Source organism: Nonomuraea sp. NPDC052116 (assembly GCF_040680035.1).
Taxonomy (GTDB): Bacteria; Actinomycetota; Actinomycetes; order Streptosporangiales; family Streptosporangiaceae; genus Nonomuraea; species Nonomuraea angiospora_A.
The window spans coordinates 153644-173267 of record NZ_JBFAWA010000012.1; the positions used below are offsets into that span (position 1 = coordinate 153644).

General features: G+C 72.4%; 18 protein-coding genes. 10 read left to right on the plus strand and 8 right to left on the minus strand.

Features of this window, described 5'->3' with window-relative positions:
• Nucleotides 1-156 precede the first annotated feature (156 nt).
• Together AB0L65_RS24400 and AB0L65_RS24405 are read left to right on the plus strand one after the other, a co-directional pair.
• A complete protein-coding gene (locus AB0L65_RS24400; protein WP_364249067.1) occupies nt 157-1575 on the plus strand; it encodes an amidase in 1419 nt (472 codons plus the stop codon).
• Between the two features lie 84 nt (nt 1576-1659).
• On the plus strand, nt 1660-2619 hold the full coding sequence (locus AB0L65_RS24405) for a hypothetical protein (protein WP_364249069.1): 960 nt from the start codon (nt 1660-1662) through the stop codon (nt 2617-2619).
• A 7-nt stretch (nt 2620-2626) separates the two neighbouring features.
• Here the strand turns inward: AB0L65_RS24405 and AB0L65_RS24410 are convergent, their stop codons facing one another.
• Complete coding sequence (locus AB0L65_RS24410) at nt 2627-3568, minus strand: LysR family transcriptional regulator (protein ID WP_364249071.1); 942 nt, start codon at nt 3566-3568, stop codon at nt 2627-2629.
• A 73-nt stretch (nt 3569-3641) separates the two neighbouring features.
• Here AB0L65_RS24410 and AB0L65_RS24415 point away from each other — a divergent pair, with 73 nt between their 5' ends.
• Both AB0L65_RS24415 and AB0L65_RS24420 read left to right on the plus strand, forming a co-directional pair.
• Complete coding sequence (locus tag AB0L65_RS24415; RefSeq protein WP_364249073.1) at nt 3642-4979, plus strand: MFS transporter; 1338 nt, start codon at nt 3642-3644, stop codon at nt 4977-4979.
• A complete protein-coding gene (locus AB0L65_RS24420; protein ID WP_364249075.1) occupies nt 4976-7198 on the plus strand; it encodes an arylsulfatase in 2223 nt (740 codons plus the stop codon). The genes AB0L65_RS24415 and AB0L65_RS24420 overlap by 4 nt, the downstream gene beginning before the upstream one ends.
• Nucleotides 7199-7402: 204 nt before the next feature.
• On the opposite strand, the gene AB0L65_RS24425 is transcribed toward AB0L65_RS24420, so the two are convergent.
• On the minus strand, nt 7403-8233 hold the full coding sequence (locus AB0L65_RS24425) for a trypsin-like serine protease (RefSeq protein WP_364249077.1): 831 nt from the start codon (nt 8231-8233) through the stop codon (nt 7403-7405).
• A gap of 130 nt (nt 8234-8363) precedes the next feature.
• On the opposite strand from AB0L65_RS24425, the gene AB0L65_RS24430 reads away from it, so the two are divergent.
• Genes AB0L65_RS24430 through AB0L65_RS24440 form a run of 3 tightly spaced genes read left to right on the plus strand, consistent with a single transcriptional unit; the run spans nt 8364 to nt 11342 of the window.
• A complete protein-coding gene (locus tag AB0L65_RS24430; RefSeq protein ID WP_364249079.1) occupies nt 8364-9509 on the plus strand; it encodes an acyl-CoA dehydrogenase family protein in 1146 nt (381 codons plus the stop codon).
• The gene (locus tag AB0L65_RS24435; RefSeq protein WP_364249081.1) at nt 9506-10537 is read left to right on the plus strand and encodes an acyl-CoA dehydrogenase; all 1032 of its coding nucleotides are present in this window, start codon (nt 9506-9508) and stop codon (nt 10535-10537) included. Before AB0L65_RS24430 ends, AB0L65_RS24435 begins: the two co-directional genes overlap by 4 nt.
• 16 nt (nt 10538-10553) lie before the next feature.
• Nucleotides 10554-11342, plus strand: a complete 789-nt coding sequence (locus AB0L65_RS24440; RefSeq protein WP_364249083.1) for an enoyl-CoA hydratase-related protein — start codon at nt 10554-10556, stop codon at nt 11340-11342.
• Nucleotides 11343-11345: 3 nt separating this feature from the next.
• Here the strand turns inward: AB0L65_RS24440 and AB0L65_RS24445 are convergent, their stop codons facing one another.
• The 3 genes from AB0L65_RS24445 to AB0L65_RS24455 are packed head-to-tail and all read right to left on the minus strand — an operon-like array spanning nt 11346 to nt 13483.
• A complete protein-coding gene (locus AB0L65_RS24445; RefSeq protein ID WP_364249085.1) occupies nt 11346-11849 on the minus strand; it encodes a cupin domain-containing protein in 504 nt (167 codons plus the stop codon).
• A gap of 23 nt (nt 11850-11872) precedes the next feature.
• Complete coding sequence (locus tag AB0L65_RS24450) at nt 11873-12472, minus strand: TetR/AcrR family transcriptional regulator (RefSeq protein ID WP_364249087.1); 600 nt, start codon at nt 12470-12472, stop codon at nt 11873-11875.
• Between the two features lie 60 nt (nt 12473-12532).
• The gene (locus tag AB0L65_RS24455; RefSeq protein ID WP_364249089.1) at nt 12533-13483 is read right to left on the minus strand and encodes a LysR family transcriptional regulator; all 951 of its coding nucleotides are present in this window, start codon (nt 13481-13483) and stop codon (nt 12533-12535) included.
• Nucleotides 13484-13598: 115 nt separating this feature from the next.
• Here AB0L65_RS24455 and AB0L65_RS24460 point away from each other — a divergent pair, with 115 nt between their 5' ends.
• The 3 genes from AB0L65_RS24460 (at nt 13599) to AB0L65_RS24470 (ending at nt 15844) form a co-directional block, all read left to right on the plus strand.
• Nucleotides 13599-14516, plus strand: coding sequence for an NAD(P)H-binding protein (locus AB0L65_RS24460; protein WP_364249091.1), 918 nt, complete (start codon nt 13599-13601; stop codon nt 14514-14516).
• Nucleotides 14506-14871, plus strand: a complete 366-nt coding sequence (locus tag AB0L65_RS24465) for a darcynin family protein (protein ID WP_364249093.1) — start codon at nt 14506-14508, stop codon at nt 14869-14871. Before AB0L65_RS24460 ends, AB0L65_RS24465 begins: the two co-directional genes overlap by 11 nt.
• A 151-nt stretch (nt 14872-15022) precedes the next feature.
• Complete coding sequence (locus tag AB0L65_RS24470; protein WP_364249095.1) at nt 15023-15844, plus strand: hypothetical protein; 822 nt, start codon at nt 15023-15025, stop codon at nt 15842-15844.
• A gap of 49 nt (nt 15845-15893) precedes the next feature.
• On the opposite strand, the gene AB0L65_RS24475 is transcribed toward AB0L65_RS24470, so the two are convergent.
• The 3 genes from AB0L65_RS24475 to AB0L65_RS24485 all read right to left on the minus strand — a co-directional run bounded on the left by AB0L65_RS24475 (nt 15894) and on the right by AB0L65_RS24485 (nt 19616).
• Nucleotides 15894-17426 (minus strand): aldehyde dehydrogenase family protein, encoded by a 1533-nt coding sequence (locus AB0L65_RS24475; RefSeq protein WP_364249097.1) that lies wholly within the window; start codon nt 17424-17426, stop codon nt 15894-15896.
• A gap of 13 nt (nt 17427-17439) precedes the next feature.
• The gene (locus AB0L65_RS24480; protein WP_364249099.1) at nt 17440-18594 is read right to left on the minus strand and encodes an FAD-binding oxidoreductase; all 1155 of its coding nucleotides are present in this window, start codon (nt 18592-18594) and stop codon (nt 17440-17442) included.
• Between the two features lie 65 nt (nt 18595-18659).
• Nucleotides 18660-19616: a LysR family transcriptional regulator gene (locus AB0L65_RS24485; protein WP_364249101.1), complete on the minus strand. Its 957-nt coding sequence runs from the start codon at nt 19614-19616 to the stop codon at nt 18660-18662.
• Nucleotides 19617-19624 lie beyond the last annotated feature (8 nt).

The following is a 19624-nucleotide window of genomic DNA, read 5'->3' on the forward strand; positions in this document are numbered from 1 at the left end:
GGGTCCTGATGTACCGAGCGTAGAAGCACCTCGATCACAGCAGGGGATGGCCCCCGATTCGCGGCCATCGCCGCTGTTCAGGCTGTTCGTCATCGGCGGCGCCCCGGGCGCCGCCCACCGCCACATGTGATCGAGGACGCCAGAAAGAGGCTCTTCATGGAGCTTGACGAATACGCAAGGTACGACGCCGTCGGGATCCGCGACCTGATCAGGTCGGGTGAGGTCACCGCCGGCGAGGTCGAGGCCACCGCCAGGCGGGCCCTGGAGCAGGCGGACGCGCAGGTCAACGGCCTGGCTCTACCAGTGTTCAGGCAGGCGCTGGACCATGCAGGGGACGGCCCGTTCGCCGGGGTGCCGTTCCTGATCAAGGATCACGGGCCGGTGGCCGAGGGGGTGCCGTTCACCCTCGGCAGCCGGGCACTGCCGGGCATCGTCGCCGGGCGCGACACCGAGCTGATGGCCCGCTTCCGGGCCGCCGGCCTGGTCACGCTGGGCCTGACCACCGTCCCGGAGCTGTGCCTCAGTTTCGCCACCGAATCGCTCAGGTACGGGCCCACCCGCAACCCCTGGGACCTGGACAGGGGCGCGGGCGGGTCGAGCGGCGGCGCGGCCGCCCTGGTCGCCGCCGGCGCGGTGCCCGTCGCGCACGCCAGCGACGGAGCCGGGTCCATCCGCGTCCCGGCCTCCTGCTGCGGGCTGGTCGGGCTCAAGCCGAGCCGTGGCCGGATCACCTGCGGGCCCGACGCGGGCGAGGCGATGCTCGGCATGTCGTACGAGTTCGCGCTCACGCGGACCGTCCGCGACGCCGCGCACCTCCTGGACGCCGTCCACGGACCCGGCATCGGCGACAAGTACACCGCGCCGCCCCCGCGGCGACGCTACGCCGACGAGGTCGGGGCCGACCCCGGCCGGCTGAGGGTGGCGGTGACCACCAAGGCCTGGTCGGGGACCGAGGTGGACGGCCGAGTGGCCGAGGCGGCGCTCCGCGTGGGCCACGCGCTGGAGCGGGCCGGGCACCACGTCACCGAGGCCACCCCGGACGTGGGCCAGGAGGCGGTCATGCGCAGCCTGGTGGCCGAAAGCGTGGCGATCGCCTCCACGCTGCTCATGGCCCCCAGACAGCCCGACCCGGCCCGGATGGAGGCCGTCTCCCGGCAGGCCCTGCGGGCGGCGCGGGAGTACAGCGGGCTGGACCTGCTGGCCGCCTTCGACGCCCAGAACCGGGTCACCCGCTCCGTGGGCGCGTTCTTCACCGAGCACGACCTGCTGGTCACCCCCACGCTGGCCCGCCTGCCCGCACCACACGGCGCGCTGCGCTACGACGATCCCGAACACACGCTGACGAGCTGGCTGGAGTCGCTCGACGGCTACGGGCCGTTCACGGTGCTGTTCAACGTCACCGGGCAGCCCGCGATCAGCCTGCCGCTCGGCCACGCCGACGGGCTGCCCGTCGGCGTGCAGATCGTCGCCCCTTACGGCCGCGAGGATCTGCTGTTCCGGATCGCGGCCCACCTGGAACAGGCGATGCCCTGGAAGGACCGGACTCCTCCGGTCTTCGTGGGAAACCGTTCCTAGGTGCCGAACGGCACGGTCGCCGGGGTCAAGAGGTGCCGAACGGCATCTGGCCCCGGCGACCGGGCCCCCGCGAGGCTTGATCGCATGGAAACCCTCACTTCCGGCCGACGCGGCTACGCGGCGGCGCTGTGGGCGCTGGGCTACGGCCTGCTCGGGGCGGCGTGGGCGCTGGGGACGCCCGGCTTCCCCTGGGGCGCCTCTGACCCCGACCCGGACGGGGCGCTGTCCGTCCTGGCCGGCACGACGCCGAGCTTCGGCTGGTGGATCGCCGCCGTCGCGCTGCTCGCCCTGGTGACGGCGCTGGCGCTGGCCCGCGGCGACGGCGGCCGCACGCCGCTCTACCTGGCCTGGCCGATCGCCGTGCTCCTGATCCTGGTCGTCCCCGACTCCCGGCTCATGATGGGCCTGGCCTACACCCCCCTCCTGCTGGTCGCACCGCTGTTCGGCTGGAGCCTGGGCGGCGTCACCCTCGCCGACGCCTGGCCGTGGCCGGTGCTCAACCAGCTCGTCTGCGTGCTCGGCGGGCTGCTCCTGGCCGCCGCGGCGCTGTCGTACGGCCGCGGCCGGGACGCCGCGCGCTGGTTCACCCCCGAGCGGGGGCGGCGGGCCGTGTACGTGGCGGTCGCGGTGCCGCTGGTCTACTGCCTGACCCGGTGGGCCTGGGCCCTGGGCATCCCGCTCGGCGTGACCCCGGAGTTCCTCGCCCAGGGAGAGGACGGCCTGTGGCTGGCCGGCGCGTACCTGGCGACCTTCGGCGCGCTCGGCGGCGTGCTCACGCTCGGGCTGACCCAGCGGTGGGGCGAGGTCTTCCCGCGCTGGATCCTCGGCCTGCGCGGCAGGCGGGTGCCGCCCCTGCTGGCGGTCATCCCCGCCGGGTTCGTCTCGATCGTCGTCACCGTGGCCGGGCTGACCTACATCAGGTCCACGATCGCCGGCCGGTTCACCCTGGACGAATGGGGCGCCTGGCTCCCGGAGTGCTTCTGGCCGATCTGGGGCGCCGCCCTGGCCACCGCCACGATCTGCTACTTCCGGCGCCGTTCCTAGCGGCGGGTCAATGCGGCCAGACGGCGGTGCGGGCGGTCAGGGCCGGGGCCTCCTGGTGGAGGAGGTCGAGGAAGGCGTCCACCGGCCTGGTGGACACGCGTCCGGCCTTCCGGTAGACGCGGATCTCCCGCTGCCACAAGGGGGCCGGCAGCGGCCGGGTCACCACGTCGTCCCCGAACACCGCCACCTGCGCGGCGAACGCGCCCAGGATCGCCACCCCCAGACCGGCCGCCACCATGGCCGAGATCGTGGTGGCCTGCGCGATCACCATGATCTCGACGGGATCGGCGCCGACCCGGTCGAGCCGGTCGCGGTAGTCGGCCCAGCCGGCGTACGGGTCGCCGGTGACCATCACGGTCTCCTGGGACAGCAGCCCGAGGTCCACCGGCGAGGCCGTGGCCAGCGGGTGGCCTCTCGGGGCCACCAGCACGATCTTCTCGTGGAACAGGTGCGCGGAGGGGACGTTGTGGTACACCTGCGGCACGTCCGAGGTGCGCAGCGCGACGTCGAGCTCGCCGCGGGCGATGGCCTCCTCCAGCTGCAGCGGGTCGCCCTCGCGCAGCACCACCGTGACCCCGGGGTGCAGCCGCCTGAACCGCTGCATCAGCGGCGCCAGGAGCACCGCGCTCAGCCCCGGGTAGCCGCCCACCGTGACCCGGCCCTTGAGCTCGGCGCGCAGAGTACGCACCTCGTCCACGCCGGTCTGGATCGCGGCCAGCGCCGCGCGGGCCTTGGGCAGGAACCTGGCGCCGGCGGCCGTGAGCGTGACCTCCTTGCTGGTACGGATGAGCAGCGTGTCGCCGAGCGCCTGCTCCAGGGCGGCGACGTGCGCGCTGACCCGGGGCTGCGAGCGGCACAGGAAGCGCCCCGCGGCGGTGAAGCCCCCGTGGTCCACGACCGCCACGAAGGTGGCCAGCCAGCTCAGCTGCAGGTCCAGGCGTTCGATCATCCGGAAAACGTATGGTTTTGAGCCGGGCCATGGCAATAGACGAATGGTTGCGCCTGTCCTAAATTCCCGGAATATGACGAGCGAGATTGTGGAGTTCGATGCCGGACGCATGACCAGAGGTCAGCGCAGGATAGCGCTGACCGCCATCGGCGGCTACTACGTGGACGGCTACGACCTGCTGGTCCTGTCCGGCGCCCTGCTCGGCATCGTGCCCGAGCTCTCCCCGGACCCCGGCGTCCTCGGCCTGGTGGGCGCGTCCGCGTTCGTCGGGATGGCACTCGGCTCCCTGCTGACCGGCCCGCTGACCGACCGCTTCGGCCGGCGGCCGGTGTTCTTCGCCTCGATGGCCGTCTTCGTGCTGGCCTCGCTCGGCTTCCTGTTCGTGAACGACGTGTGGCAGCTCATCGCGCTGCGGTTCTGCGTCGGGTTCGCGATCGGCGCGGACATGCCCGCCTCGGCCGCCCTGATCACGGAGTTCATCCCGTCCAGGAGGCGCGGGACGTTCACCGGCCTGGGCGGGGTGGCCTGGATGCTGGGCGCGCTGACCGCCATCGCCGTCACGCTGCTGGTCTTCACCGCTTCCGGGGTGGAGCACTGGCGCTGGGTGATGGCGACCGGGGCCGTCGCGGCGGTGCTGCTGCTCTTCCTGCGCCGCCGTACGCCGGAGTCGCCGTACTGGCTGCGTGCCCACGGCCGCCACGAGGAGGCCGTGGCCGCCTGGCGGTACGCCACCTCCGGCGAGGCGGGCCCGCCCGAGCCCGCCGCGACGGGCGGCGGGCAGCCGGCCCCGCTGCGGATGCTGTTCCGCCGGCCGCTGGCGATCATGATGGTCATGCTCTGCGTGTACTGGGGCTGCAACAACCTGTACGGCTCGGCCATCCTGCTCTACCAGCCCAGCCTGATCAAACGCATCGTCACGCCGAGCACGTTCACCTCGCTGCTGTTCACCGCCTGCACGACGGCGCTGGCCGTGATCCTGGGCCTGATCGTCTGCCTGTGGGTGATCGAGTCGATCGGCCGCCGCTTCATCGCGATCACCGGCACGGCCGTCGCCGCCGCGTGCACGTTCCTCATCTGGGCCGGGTTCGGCACCTCGTGGCTCGTGCTGGCGGCCTTCGCCGTCACGATCGCGGTGATCAACGGCGGCACCTCGCTGGCCTTCTACTCCTGGGCGCCCGAGCTGTTCCCGGCGGGGGTGCGGGGGCGGGCCGTCGGCATCGTCAACATGGTCGGCAAGACGGGCAGCGTGGTCGGCACGCTGGCGCTGCCCAGCATGTTCGAGGCGCTCGGCGCCGTCTCCTTCCTGGTCATCTCGGCCCTGGCCGTGCTGAACGCCGCGGTGACCTTCAAACTGGCCCCGGAGACCCGTGGCCTGACCCTGCGCCAGCTCGAAGAAAGGATGCGTGCATGACCTCGGGGCACGTGGGACGTACCTACCAGGACTCCACGCCGTGGTGGCCGCAGCCGCCCAGGCCCCGGGAGGGCGCGCCGGACGTGATCGTGGTCGTCCTCGACGACGTCGGGTTCGGCAGCCTCGGCTGCTACGGATCCGAGATCGCCACCCCCACGATGGACGCCCTGGCCGCCGGCGGGCTGCGCTACACCAACTTCCACGTCACGCCGCTGTGCTCGCCCACCCGGGCCTCGCTGCTCACCGGCCGCAACCACCACGCCGTCGGCATGTCCCTGCTGTCCAACGCCGACAGCGGCTTCCCCGGCAAGCGCGGCACCGTGACCCACCGCGCGGCCACGATCGCCGAGGTGCTGCGCGACACCGGCTACAACACCTACGCCTTCGGCAAGTGGCACCTGGCGCCCATGGACCGGACCAGCGCGATCGGCCCCTACGACCAGTGGCCGCTGGGCCGGGGCTTCGACCGCTACTACGGCTTCCTCGAGGGCATCAGCGACCAGTACTTTCCCGAGCTGGTCCAGGACAACCACCGGGTGGAGCCGCCGAGGACCCCGGAGGAGGGCTACCACCTCACCGAGGACCTCGTCGAGCGGGCCATCGCCTGCGTCTCCGACCACAAGTCGGTGGGGCCGGACAAGCCGTACCTCCTCTACCTGGCCATGGGGGCGGGCCACGCGCCGCACCAGGCGCCCGAGGAGTACCTGCGGCGCTACCGGGGCCGCTACGACGAGGGCTGGGACGTGATCAGGGAGCGCCGCCACGCCCGGCAGGTCGAGCTCGGGATCATCCCGCCCGGCACCGCGCTGGCGCCCCGCAACGACGGGGTGCGGCCCTGGGCCGAGCTCCCCGAGGAGGAACGCGCGGTCGCCGCCCGGCTGCAGGAGGCGTTCGCCGCGATGCTGGAGCACACCGACGCCCACCTCGCCCGGCTCATCGCCCACCTGGAGCACATCGGCACCCGCGAGAACACGCTGATCGTGCTCTTGTCGGACAACGGCGCCAGCCAGGAGGGCGGCGCGCTCGGCAACACCAACTCGATCGCCTACGAGAACGGCGACGCCGTCTCCCACGCCGACAACTTCGCCCGCCTCGACGAGATCGGCGGCTTCCGTTGCCACGGCAACTACCCATGGGGCTGGGCGCAGGCGGGCAACACGCCGCTCAAGCGCTACAAGCAGAACACGCACGCCGGGGGCGTCCGGGCCCCGCTCATCGTCTCGTGGCCGGGGCGGGTCCCCGAGGGCGGCGTGCGGACGCAGTTCCACCACGTCATCGACGTGACCCCGACGATCCTGGACGTCGTCGGCGCGGAGATGCCGCAGACGTACCGGGGGCTCGCGCAGCTGCCCGTGCACGGCGTGTCCATGCGCTACACCTTCGACGGCGCCACGGCCCCGACCAGCCGCCCCACCCAGTACTTCGAGATGTACGGGCACCGCGCGATCTGGCACGAGGGCTGGAAGGCCGTGGCCTACCACGAGCGCGGCACCTCCTACGACGACGACCGGTGGGAGCTGTACCACCTGGACGACGACTTCTCCGAGTGCCACGACCTGGCGGCCGAGCGCCCCGACGTGCTCCATGAGCTGATCGGCCGCTGGTGGTCCGAGGCCGACCGGTACGGCGTCTTCCCCCTGGACGACCGCAACTTCGCCGAACGCGCCGCGAAATACCACAGCGCGGCCTCGCCCAGAAGGCGGCGGAGTTTCGTGCTCTACCCGGAGATGAGCCGCATCCCGGGCGGGGTCACGCCGCTGATCTACGACCGCTCGTACCGCATCGACGCCGAGGTGCGGCTGCGCGAGGGCGACGAAGGCGTGCTGATCTCCCAGGGTGACGTGAACGGCGGTCACGTCCTGTACGTGGCAGAGGGCCGGCTCCACTACGAGTACAACCACCAGGGCACCCGCTACCGCGTGCACGGCGAGCGCCCGCTGCCGCCGGGCGACCACGTCCTGTCGATGATCTTCACCAGGACCGGCCCCTGTCAGGGTGTGGCCGCCCTGGCCGTGGACGGCCGCCCCGACGGCGGCAAGGAGCCGCTCACGACCGCCCGCTACCTGATCGGCTGGCAGGGCCTGGTGCTCGGGCGCGACGCGCTGTCCCCGGTGAGCTGGGACTATCCGCGCGGTTTCCCCTTCACCGGCACGATCGAGCGGGTTCGCGTGGAGCTGGACGAGGACGTCCCGGACGCCGTCCACGAGACGTTCGACTGACGGGGAGTAACCGGGCGCGCTCGTGACCTGCTCTTGGTCTCCGTCTCAGTACGCTCCCGTGCGTGATGGAAGACAAGAGCCGGAGCAGGCCGCGGATCAGCATCGACGGAGCGGGCATCGAGAGGCGCAGGACGGCGATCCAGGCGCTGGTGGATCAGGCGCCGCCGCCGGCGGCGGAGCGGGTCCCGATGCCCCGCCCCATCTTCAGCCCGCGCTCGGACGGGCCGGAAGCGCCGCGATCGCCGCTGACCAGGCATCTCCGGGAAGGGTGACGTACTTGCCGAGGAACTGCCGCGCCGAGGCGGAGTCCAGCCGGTAGTCGTAGTTGGTCTTCCTGCAGGCGTCGTCCGCGCCGGAGATCGTCGTGGCGATGAGGAGGTGCGAGGTGAGCCCGCCCAGGAAGTTCGGGCCGCCCGAGTCGCCGAAGCAGGTGCTCCCGTCGCCCTTGGTGGACAGCGAGAGGTTGAGCCATCTCCGAGTCATGCTCTTGTACGAGATGGTCGCCTGGTGGCGCGTGTCGGTGTAGTGGAAGCTCTGGCCGCGCGGCTTCTTCTTGGTGGGCTTGAGCGAGCCGTACCCGACGGGGGTGAAACGTGTGGAGTCCAGCTTGTTCTGGGCCTTGAGGAGGTCGAGCAGGCCCAGAGCGGGCAGCTGGGCGGGCGTGATGTTCGGGACGGGCTTGTTGAACAGGACGACGGCCATGTCATGGAGGTCGGACTTCTTCGAGAAGCGGGGGTCCGGGATGTAACGGCCGGAGTAGACCTGGCCCCCGCGCTTGTAGTGGCCCGTGAAGGAGACGGTGGCCGTCTTCTGCTTCGGCTCACCGCAGTGGGCGGCGGTGAGGAAGACGGTCGGCGAGATGAGCGTTCCGGTGCAGTACGACCACGTGCCGTCGGGATTCGCCTCATCGGAGATGAGAGCCCCTACTTCCGGGTGAGCGTCACCGTCGGTGAAACCGTTGGTGATGGCCGCTGCCGGAGTCGCGGTGTATGCCAGCGTCGCAGCGGCAACCAGGACAAAAGGGACATAACGCATTCCCGAAGTTTAGGTGTCAGGGGCTGATGAATGGCACATATGAGCAAAAGATCTACTTGTTTTCCTGGGAACGGCCGGTTTGGCCGCGCATTTCCCGGAGTGGGAAGCATCGCGTATATAAGATCCCCTCGTGAATGCTCAGGCCCTGGCGCTCGGCGCGGTCGCCGGGCTGCCGGAGGGGTTACGGGACCTCCGGGTGCGGGTCAGGCGGTTCCTCGAGGACGAGATCGCCTCCGGCGGCTTCGCCCCCGAGGCCGACGCCTGGATGTCGGGCGTCGATCCGGCCTTCAGCGGCCGCCTGGCCGGGCGCGGCTGGGTGGGGATGACGATCCCCGCGGCGTACGGCGGGCACGGGCGGACCGCGCTGGAGCGCTATGTGGTGACCGAGGAACTTCTGGCCGCCGGGGCGCCGGTGGCGGCCCATTGGATAGCCGACCGGCAGATCGCCCCCAGCATCCTGCATAACGGCACAGAGCAACAGAAACATACGTATCTTCCGCAAATCGCCCGCGCCCAGGGTTTCTTCGCGATCGGCATGTCCGAGCCCGATTCGGGTTCGGATCTGGCCTCGGTCCGGACCCGGGCCGCCGAGGTCGAGGACGGCTGGCGGCTGACCGGCACCAAGGTGTGGACCAGCGTGGCGCACATCGCCACGGCGGTGGTCGTCCTGGCGCGCACCGACGACGCCGGCGACCGGCACGCCGGGCTCTCCCAGTTCATCGTGGACCTGCCCCACCCGGCGGTCTCGATCCGGCCGATCATCACCATCGACGGGGCGCACCACTTCAACGAGGTGGTCTTCGACGACGCGGTGATCCCGGCGGACGGCCTGCTGGGCCGCCGGGGGGACGGCTGGCGCCAGGTCACCGCGGAGCTGGGCAACGAACGTTCCGGCCCCGAGCGCATCCTCAGCACGCTGCCGCTGCTGCGGGAGTGGGCCCGGCCGGAGAACCTGGGAGACGACCCGGTCGCGCACGCCGAGCTGGGCCGGCTGGTCTCCCGGCTGGTGGCGCTGCGCCGGCTGTCCCTGTCGGTCGCCGCGCGGCTGGCCGCGGGGGAGAGCCCGGCCGTGGCGGCGGCCCTGGTCAAGGATCTGGGCACGGAGTTCGAGGGTGACGTCGTGGACGCCGTGCGGCGGCACGTCCGTCCGGAGCCGGGCGGCCGGGGGCTCGCGGCCATGCTGGCCAAGGCCGTCCTGCACGTCCCGGCCTTCACCCTGCGCGGCGGCACCAACGAGATCCTGCGCTCGATCGTGGCCAAGGAGCTGTCCTCATGACCCCCGCCCATCTCCGCGACCTGGCCGAGGCGGTGCGGGGCCTGCTGGACGCGGAGCTGCCAGGCCCGGCGCTCTGGGCCCGGCTGGAGGAGCTGGGTTTCACCTCGCTCACGGTTCCCGAGCCCCAGGGCGGGAGCGGCGGCACGCTCACGGACGCCGCCGTGGTGGTCCGCGAAGCCGGCGCGGCCGGGGCGGCGCTGCCCCTGGCCGAGGCCCTGTTCGTCGCGGGCCCGCTGCTCGCCGCGTCGGGAGCCGCCCTGCAGCCCGGGGTGGTGACCGCGTACACCGGTGATCTGGTGGCGGAGCCGGGCCCCGGCGGCCGGTGGCGGGTCACCGGCCCGCTGATCCGCGTGCCCTGGCTGCGATCCGCCGATCACCTGGTGGCCCTGGTCGGCACCCCGGACGGGCCGGCCACCGCCGTGCTGCCCGCCACCGCCGTGCTTTCCCCCGGCGAGAACCTGGCGGGGGAGGAGCGCGACAGCGCCGTGCTCGACCGCGCCGAGGCGGCGGTCACGCCCCTGCCGCCCGGCCCGTGGCGCCACGAGCTGGAGCTGCACGGGGCCGCGGCGCGGGCGCTGCAGCTGGCCGGCGCCGCCCGCGCCGTACTGACGCTCACCGCGCGGCACGTCGCCGACCGGGTGCAGTTCGGCCGGCCGCTGGCCCGGTTCCAGGCCGTCCAGCACCGGCTCGCGCGGCTGGCGGCCGACGTGGTCACCGTCGAGGTGGCGGCGGACGCGGCGGTCGCGGCGCTGCGGGACGGCGCCCAGGACCGGGAGCTCGCCGTGGCCTCGGCCAAGGCCGAGGCGTCCGCGCTGGCCCGGTCGGTGGCCGCCGCGGGCCACCAGCTGCACGGCGCGATCGGGTTCACGATGGAGCACCGGCTCGGCGCCTGCACCAGGAGGCTGTGGGCGTGGCGCGAGGAACACGGCAACGAGCTCCACTGGCAGCGCAGATGCGCCGACCTGGCGAGAGGATCGGGCGACGTGTGGGAGCTCGTCACCGGCGAGCCGGGGTCGAGGCCCCTTTGACGACAGGAGCAGCACCATGACCGCCGAACCGCCCGCCATCACCACCGTCGGCGACGGGATCGCCAGGCTCACCCTGAACAACCCCCGGCGCAAGAACGCCATCACGCTGGAGATGGCCGCCGTCATCGAGGACTTCTGCGCCCGCGTTCACGGTGACGACACCATCGGCGCCGTCCTCGTCGACGGCGCGGGCGCCTACTTCTGCAGCGGCGCCGACACCCGCGACCTGGCCGCCTCCTCCGCCGATCCCGCCGCGCCCGAGTCGGTCGCGCGGACCTCGGCCGTGTACGCGGCGTTCGTGCAGGTCGGGCGGCTCCCGGTGCCCAGCGTGTCCCTGGTGACCGGCGGCGCGGTCGGCGCCGGGCTCAACCTCGCCCTGGCCACCGACCTGATGCTGGTCAGCCCGGACGCGGTGCTCGACAGCGGGTTCGTGGCGCGCGGCATCCATCCGGGCGGTGGTCACCTGGCCCTGCTCGGCCGCGCGGCCGGGTATCAGCACGCCATCGCGCTCGGAGCCCTGGGCGCGGCGCTGTCCGGCGCCGAGGCCGTACGCCGCGGCCTGGCCTGGGACGTGGCCGAGCCGCACGCCATGCTGGACACCGCCACCCGGCTCGTGTCCATGGCCGCCGCCGACCCCCAGCTGGCCCGGCGGATCAAGCAGAGCGCCACCCTCGAACTCGGCCCGCCCGCGGTGTCCTGGCCGTCGGCGCTGGAGATCGAACGCGGGATGCAGATGTGGTCGCTGGGCCGTAAGGGCAGCCAGGGGTGGGACCGGAAGCCGCCCAAGCCGCCCGTGGAGTCCTGATCGTCAGCCCTGCCCGAGCGAGCGGGCCTCCTTCCACCGCGGGCTGTCGAGGAAGTGGTTGTCGTACAGCTCCTGCGAATCGAGCAGCTCCACGAGGGTGGCCTCGCCGGTGCGCAGGCGGGCCAGCAGCCGGAAGTACTCGAAGCGCTCCACGCCCGGCGTGATGACGATCAGCAGGTCGGCCTCGGAGCCGGGGGCGGCGGCGAAGGCGTGGGCGACGTTCGGGGGCACCACGGCCATGTCGCCCTCCTCCAGGGTGAGCACCTCCTCACCCGCCAGCACCTGGGCGGCGCCGCCCAGGACGTAGAACAGCTCGCTGGAGGAGGTGTGCAGGTGGGGCACCGCGCCGTCGGCGCCCGGGGTGAGGGTCATGCGGAGGCTGCTCAGGGCGCCTCCGGTGGCGCTGGAGTCGAGCAGGAGCCGGCCGGTGGCCGGGGCGTCGCCGCCGCCGATGATCTCGGCGTCGGCCGCGCGTACGACCGCGGTCTCGGGCGTGATGAGCGACATGGTGAGAAGTCCTTCCTCAGGAGTTACAGGGCGCCGTCGAGGGCGGCGGCGACCAGGCGTCCGGCGTAGGCGCGATCCACCGGGTTGCCGGTGATCAGGACGCGGTAGTACAGGGCTCCGGCGAGCTGCTCCAGCAGCGTCATGGGGTCGACGTCGGGGCGGAGCCGGCCCTCGTCGCGGGCGCGTTCGATGAGGCGGCAGGCGAGCGCGTTGCGGCGGGCGTAGACATCCCGCTCCAGCTCGCCGACGTCGTCGTGGCGGGCGGCGGCGGCGACCAGCTCGGCCACCGTCCCCGCCGAGCGGCTCTCCTGGCCGGGCGGCAGGCCCGCGACCCGCATCCGGTTGAGCCCGGCGGCGACCTTCTCCATGTAGTCGGTGAGGTCGCGCCGGATGTCGCCGGTGTCGGTGATCTCGTCGTGGTCCTGCAGCCTGGCCACGACGGCCAGGGCGAGGTGGTCCTTGGTGGGCCAGCGGCGGTACAGCGTGGTCTTGGCGATGCCGGCCCGCTCGGCCACCTCGTCGGTGGTCAGGCCGCCGTACCCACGCCGCAGCAGCAGCTCGGTGGCCGCCTGCAGGACGCGTTCGTCGACCTCGGTGTCACGCGGTCGCCCCCGTGGCCTCATGTGGATCCCTCCATTTCGCTACTTGGGTAGCGAAATTCAAGGTACACCGGAGCCATCCATTTACGCAACCGGAGTTTCGTATATGGCCGGACGGAGTACCCGGCGCACGGCGCCACGCAGCCACTGGTGGGCCCCGTCGGCGGTGTGGCGCGGGTGCCAGGCCATGCCGATCGTCAGTGGTGGCAGCGGCAGCGGGATTTCCAGCAGGCGTAGTCCCAGCGCGTGCGCCGCGTCGCTGAGTGGTGAAGGGGGCTCGCCCGGCAGCGCCGTCGGCACCAGGCAGACCACGTCGCCGACGGCGGCCAGCGCCATCGCCGCCAGATGTCCGGGCAGGACGGCGCTGACCCGCCGGCTGAGCCCTTGCTCGGCCAAGGCCGCGTCCAGCGGGCCGGTGAAGCGTCCCCGGCGGCTGACCGTGACGTGCTCGGCCGCGGCCAGCCTGGCGGGGGTCAGGGTTCCTTCGGCGAGCGGGTGCCTGGCCCTGACGCCAGCCGCCATCCGCAGCGTGACCAGCTCTTCGACCCGGGTCTCCGGGTCGACGTGGTCGATGGCCCCGATCTCCAGATCGATCCGGCCCTCGCGCAGCGCGGGGCCCGCCTCCCACTCCTCGGCCAGCACCCGCAGCGAGACGCCCGGCGCCCGGCGCCGGGCCAGCCCGAGCAGACCCGGCGCCAGCGCCGCGCCGACCAGGTCCGAGGCCTGGACGGTGAACGTGCGCCGCAATGTGGCGGGGTCGATCCCGCCGCTCGGGGTGAGCAAGGCCTCCAGCCGGCGCACCACCGCGGCGGCCTCGTCCCGCAGCGCCTCGGCGCGGGGTGTCGGCACCATCGCCTGTCCTGCCCGCACCAGCAGCGGGTCCTGGAGCACCCGGCGCAGCCGGGCCAGGGTACGGCTCATCGCCGCGGGGGAGGTGTGCAGCCGGGCGGCGGCACGGGTGACGCTCTGCTCGGTCAGCAGGGCGTCGAGGGCGACGGCGAGGTTGGCGTCGAGGTTCGGGTCTGGGCTGCTCACCGGCATTATTCCGTTTCAGGCAATGATTGGATGCTGAAGTTCCCATTGTGGCAATGCGATTCGGGTCTGCACGATCAAAGGGCCGTACCGATCCGATACAGACCGAGAGGTTTTCATGATCGTCATTACCGCCCCCACCGGGAACATCGGCAGGCGGCTGCTGTCGCTGCTGGTCGAGGCCGCGCCCGCCCGCGGAGAGGAGTTGCGCGTCGTGGTCCGCGATCCTGCCCGGCTCCCCGAGGCCGTGCGCGGACGGGTCGAGGTGGTCACCGGCTCGCACGGCGACGCCGCGACCGTCGAGCGCGCCTTCACCGGGGCCGACGCCGTCTTCTGGCTGGTGCCGCCGGACGCCTCGGCCACACCCGACGAGGCGTACAGCGGCTTCACCCGCCCGGCCGCGCGGGCGTTCGCCGCCCACGGCGTCGGCCACGTCGTCGGCGTCTCGGCGCTCGGCCGCGGCACGCCGCACGCCGCCCGGGCCGGGCTGGTCACCGCCTCCCTGGCCATGGACGACCTGATCGCCGGCTCCGGCGTCGCCTACCGCGCCCTGGCCAGCCCGTCCTTCTTCGAGAACCTGCTGGAGGAGGCCGACTCGATCCGCGAGCACGGCGTCTTCACCGACACCGTCGCCGCGGACCGTCCGGCCCCGCTGGTGGCCGTCGCCGACATCGCCGCGACGGCGGCCGGGCTGCTGCTGGACCGCTCCTGGACCGGCGTCGGCAGCGTTCCGGTGCTCGGCCCGCAGGACCTGTCGCCCGACGACCTGGCCCGCATCATGACCGAGGAGCTGGGCCGTCCGGTCCGCTACCGGCGCCGGCCGCTCGACGAGCTGCGGTCCACCCTGCTCGGCTACGGCCTCAACGAGGCGTTCGTCGAGGGCATGGTCGAGATGAAGCGCGCCAAGGACCAGGGCCTGGACGCGGGCGTCGACCGCTCGCCACAGGCGGGCCCGGCCACCGGATTCGCGCAGTGGTGCGCGCAGACTCTCAAGCCCGCCGTCCTCGCCACACCGGAGGCCGTCGATGCCCACTGACCGAACCCAGCCACCGGTCACCGCGTTCATGCTGGTCAAGACAACGCCCGAGTGGCTCGCGATGACCGTGGCCGAACGCGTCCAGGCCTTCACCACCCACGTCGTCCCGGTGATCGAGGCCCGCACCCGCGGCGTGCGCTCCCGCTTCTACGACACGGAGTTCTACTCGGCGCGGGTCACCGACATCTGGGTCTGGGAGGCGGACGACCACGACGCCTACCGGCTGCTGATCGACGCGCTGCGCGAAACCCCCTTCTGGGACCGCTACTTCGACGTTGTGGACCTGCTCGTGGGCACCGAGAACGGCTACGCCCGCACCTACGACCTGGAGCCGGTGGCCACCCTCACCACCTGACGCTCCTGCCTGACCGGCCGGTGCCGCCACCACCCTGCGCAGGCACCGGCCGGGCTCCGCCGGAACGCATCCGTGACGGCGTTGAGATCTTGATTCGCGAAGATCTCCCACAGCCTCCGTTCCGGACGGCACGGAACCGAGCGGGGAGCGCATGAGCATGGGTCGATGGACGATCGGGCCGGCTCTCTTACTGACGGCATCCGTCTCGGTCGTCGGCCCGCACGCCGAAGCCGTCACCCGTCCCGATCCGGTCGCGGCGCTGAAGCAGCAGCTCAACGGTCATGGCGGAGTGCGGCAGAGCTCGGTGTACCGGAGCGTCTGGGGGCCGAAGAAGGATCACGTCACCAGCCGATCGCGGGCCGTCTACGAGTTCGGTGGCGGTGGGATCGTGGCCATGGACCTCCGCTACTCGAAGTTCTCATCCGGCGACTCTCGGAGCATCATCTTCCCCGACCGCGCCTACGGCTGGGAGCGCGACCGCCCCGACTATCTGCCGGCGGGCAAGTCCTGGATCTTGGAGACCAAAAAAAACGACCTGTACCTGGCGTGCGGGAAGATCAGGCTGAGCGATCCTGTCACTCTCCAGCACGTGCTGGCCACCACGACGGTCAAGCGACCCGCCGGCGTCTACGACGGCACCCGCACCACCCTCTACGAAGGCAGCATCACCATCGGTGAGCTGTACAAGCTGAATCCGCGCCTGTGGGTGGACGACCTCGAGAAGCCCACAGGACAGTACGCGAGCTATGCCAAGTTGCCCGTGAAGTGGCGGCTGTGGCTCGGCTCGGATCAGCTCGTACGCAGGTGCCAGACGCGGTATGACGAGCCCGACTCCCTCTGGAACGTCAAAGACCGCGATCTCCAGACCGCCGATGTGCGGTTCTCCGGCTGGGGCGACGCGATCGACATCAAGCCGCCTCCCGCCGAACTTGTGGCGACGGTCGATGAACTGGTCTTCTCCGACGACGACTGAAACGCGGCGGTGCCGCCACACTCGCGAATCTTCAGTTTTGCCGGGTTGGTCAGACGGTGAACTCGACCCCCTGGGCCAGCGGCAGCTCGCCGGAGTAGTTGATCGTGTTCGTCGCCCGGCGCATGTAGCCGCGCCAGGCGTCCGAGCCGGACTCGCGCCCGCCGCCGGTCTCCTTCTCGCCGCCGAACGCGCCGCCGATCTCGGCCCCGGAGGTGCCGATGTTCACGTTGACGATCCCGCAGTCGGAGCCCTCGGCCGAGACGAACAGCTCGGCCTCGGCCTGGTCGCGGGTGAAGATGCTGGACGACAGGCCCTGGGGGACCGCGTTGTTGAGCGCGATGGCCTGCTCCAGGGTCTCGTACGGCATGACGTAGAGGATCGGCGCGAACGTCTCCTGGGTCACGATCGGGGTCTGCTCCCCGATCCGCACCAGCGCCGGCTCGGCGTAGAAGGCGTCCGGAGCCTGGTCGGCGAGCTGGCGTCCGCCGCCGGCCACCAGCGTGCCGCCCTGCTCCACGGCGGCCTCCAGCGCGGCGCGCATGGCGGCGTGCGCGCGGCCGTTGATGAGCGGTCCGACCAGGGTGCCCGGCGCCATCGGGTCGCCGATCGGCAGCCGCGCGTAGGCGTCGGTGAGCCGCTCGGCCAGCGCGTCGGCGATGTCGGCGTGGGCGATGACGCGGCGCATGGTCGTGCACCGCTGGCCCGCCGTCCCGGCGGCCGAGAACACGATGCCGCGCGTGGCCAGGCCGAGGTCCGCGGACGGGCACACCACGGCCGCGTTGTTGCCGCCGAGCTCCAGCAGCGACCGCCCGAACCTGGCGGCGACCCGCGGCCCCACGGCGCGGCCCATGCGGGTCGAGCCGGTGGCGCTGACCAGGGCGACCCCGGGGTGGTCCACGAGCGCCTCACCGACCTCGGGGCCGCCGACGAGGACCTGGCTCAGGTACGCGGGCGCGCCGTGCTCGGCGGCGGCCCGGTCGAGCAGGGCCGCGCAGGCCAGGGCGGTCAGCGGCGCCAGCTCCGACGGCTTCCAGACGACCGGGTCGCCGCACACCAGGGCGATGGCCGTGTTCCACGACCAGACGGCCGCCGGGAAGTTGAACGCGCTGATCACGCCGACGACGCCGAGGGGGTGCCAGGTCTCCATGAGCCGGTGACCGGGCCGCTCGGAGCTGATCGTGCGCCCGTACAGCTGGCGGGACAGCCCCACCGCGTAGTCGCAGATGTCGATCATCTCCTGGACCTCGCCGAGCGCCTCGGAGGTGATCTTCCCGACCTCCAGGCTGATCAGCGTGGCGAGGTCCGATTTGTGCGCGGACAGCAGCTCGCCGAGCCGCTTGACCAGCGCGCCCCGGGCCGGCGCGGGCACGGTTCGCCAGGCCAGGAACGCCTGCCTGGCCCGCTCCACGGCGGTGTCCACGGCGCCGGGGTCCACCCAGTCAACGGCGGACAGCGGCCCGCCGTTGATCGGTGAGGTGGTCGTGACGCCGCCGCCGAGCGCGTCCACGTCCACACCGCAGCGCTTGGCGGTCTCTCGCGCCGTCGCGGCCAGCTCGTCGGCGCCGGGCAGCGTGGTCACCATCAGGATCTCCTTGTCAGACGATGTTGATCTCGGGCCTGGCCCCGGACAGGGCGAAACGGCCCGCGTCGAAGCCGGTGACGTCCACGAACGGCGTCCGGCCCAGGTAGAGGTCGCGGACCACCTCGCCGACGGCCGGGCTCATCAGGAAGCCGTGGCCGGAGAAGCCGGTGGCGTAGATGAACCGGTCGACGCCGCGGGCGGTCCCGATGAGCGCGTTGTGGTCCGGCGTCACCTCGTACAGCCCGGCCCAGCCGGTGGCGATGCCGGTCTCCATCAGCGCCGGGGCGCGGCGGGCCATGGCCTCGCCGAGCCTGGGCAGCCAGGCGTCGGAGCGGTCGAGCTTGAACCCCGGCGTCTCGTCCGGGTCGGACATGCCGAGGAGCAGCCCGGGGCCCTCGCGGTGGAAGTAGAAGGTGGTGCCGAAGTCGATGGTGAACGCCATCGGCGGCAGGTCCGCGACCGGCTCGGTGACCAGGATCTGCCGGCGCAGCGGGGCCACCGGCAGGTCGACCCCCACCCACTCGCCGACCGGCCGCGACCAGGCGCCGGCCGCGCAGATCACCGTGTCGGTCTCGATGCGGCCGCCCTCGGTCCGGACGGCGGCGATGCGGCCGTCCACGACCTCGATGCCGGTCGCGGCGCAGTTCGGCAGCAGCCGCGCGCCCAGCCGCCGGGCCGCGCCCGCGTAGCCGAGCACCACGGACTCGGGAGTGCAGTGGCCGTCGGTGGGGGAGTAGGCGGCGGCCAGCAGCCCGTCGGTGTCGATCAGCGGCGACAGCTCCTTGGCCTCCCCGACCGGGATCATCCGGCTGGGGACGCCGAGGTCGTTCTGGATCGCCACGTTCTTCTCGAACTCCGCGACCGACTCGGGGGAGTCGAGCAGGAACAGGTAGCCGGGCTTGTGCAGGTCGATCTCCTGCCCGAAGCGCTCGGCGAAGGTCTCGAACGTCTCCAGGCTGCGTACGGCGAGCTCGATGTTGACCCGGTCGGAGAACTGCGCGCGCACGCCGCCGGCCGCCTTGGAGGTCGAGCCGGAGCCCAGCGGCCCCTTGTCGATGAGGACCACGTCGCTCACGCCGGCCGCGGCCAGCGCGTACGCCGAGCTGACGCCCATGGCGCCGCCTCCGATGATGACCACCGAGGCCCGCGCGGGCAGGTCACGTCCCATTGATCGGCTTCCTTCCTCACGTACCGCATTCAGGATCGGGGATCGGACAGAGCCGGAGGAAGCGGTCAAGCCTCGGCATCTGTGGGTGAGGCGTAAGAAGTTCTTATGCTCCGGGGGAGGTCGTCCTCCAGCCGGGCCGCGGCCAGCCGCAGGGAGCACACGGCGCCGGTCACCGCCGGGTTGGCACTGGCCGTCCGGTGCACGGCGGCGATGCGCCGGCGGGCCTCGACGCCGTCGAGCCCGGTCGCGACCACGCCCTCGCCGGGCAGGTGCGCCAGCGCCGGGACGAGCGCCACCCCCAGGCCGGAGCGTACGAACCCGTGGATGACGCCGTAGTCGTTGCTGCGGTAGTCGACCTGCGGTTCGTAGCCCGCCCGCGCGCACAGCCGGCGCAGGCAGGAGGCCCCGGAGGTGCCCTCCCGGGTGGACACCCACGTCTCGTGCTTGAGGTCGTCGAGCGCGACCGCCCCGGCGGCGGCCAGCGAGTGCCCCGCGGGCAGCAGGAGCAGCAGCTCCTCCGCCAGCAGCGGGATCTCCCGCAGGTCACGCGGCCAGGCGCGGGGCACCAGGTCGTAGCGGTAGACCAGGGCCAGGTCGAGCTCGCCCGCCCGGACCAGCGGGATCAGCTCGTCGGGCTCCCCCTCGTCGAGCAGGGTCTCGACGGCCGGGTGCGTCTGCGCGTACGCGGCCAGGGCGATCGGCAGCAGCCGCTGGCTCGCGGTGGGGAAGCTGCCCAGCCTGAGCCGGCCGATCGTGCCCGCGGACATGCCGCGGACGTCGTCCTCCAGCGCGTCCAGCGCCGCCAGCACCTCGTACGCCCGCAGCACCAGATACCGGGCGGCCGGCGTGGGCGTGATCGTCTGGGCCCCGCGCTCGAACAGCGGCATCCTGACCGCCCGCTCCAGCGCCGCGATCTGCTGCGAGACCGCGGACCCCGTGTAGCCGAGCCGCCTGGCCGCGGCGGCGAACGAGCCCGCGTTCAGCACGGCGGTCAGCGTCCGCAGGTGGAGCGGGTTGAGCATAAGCAGAC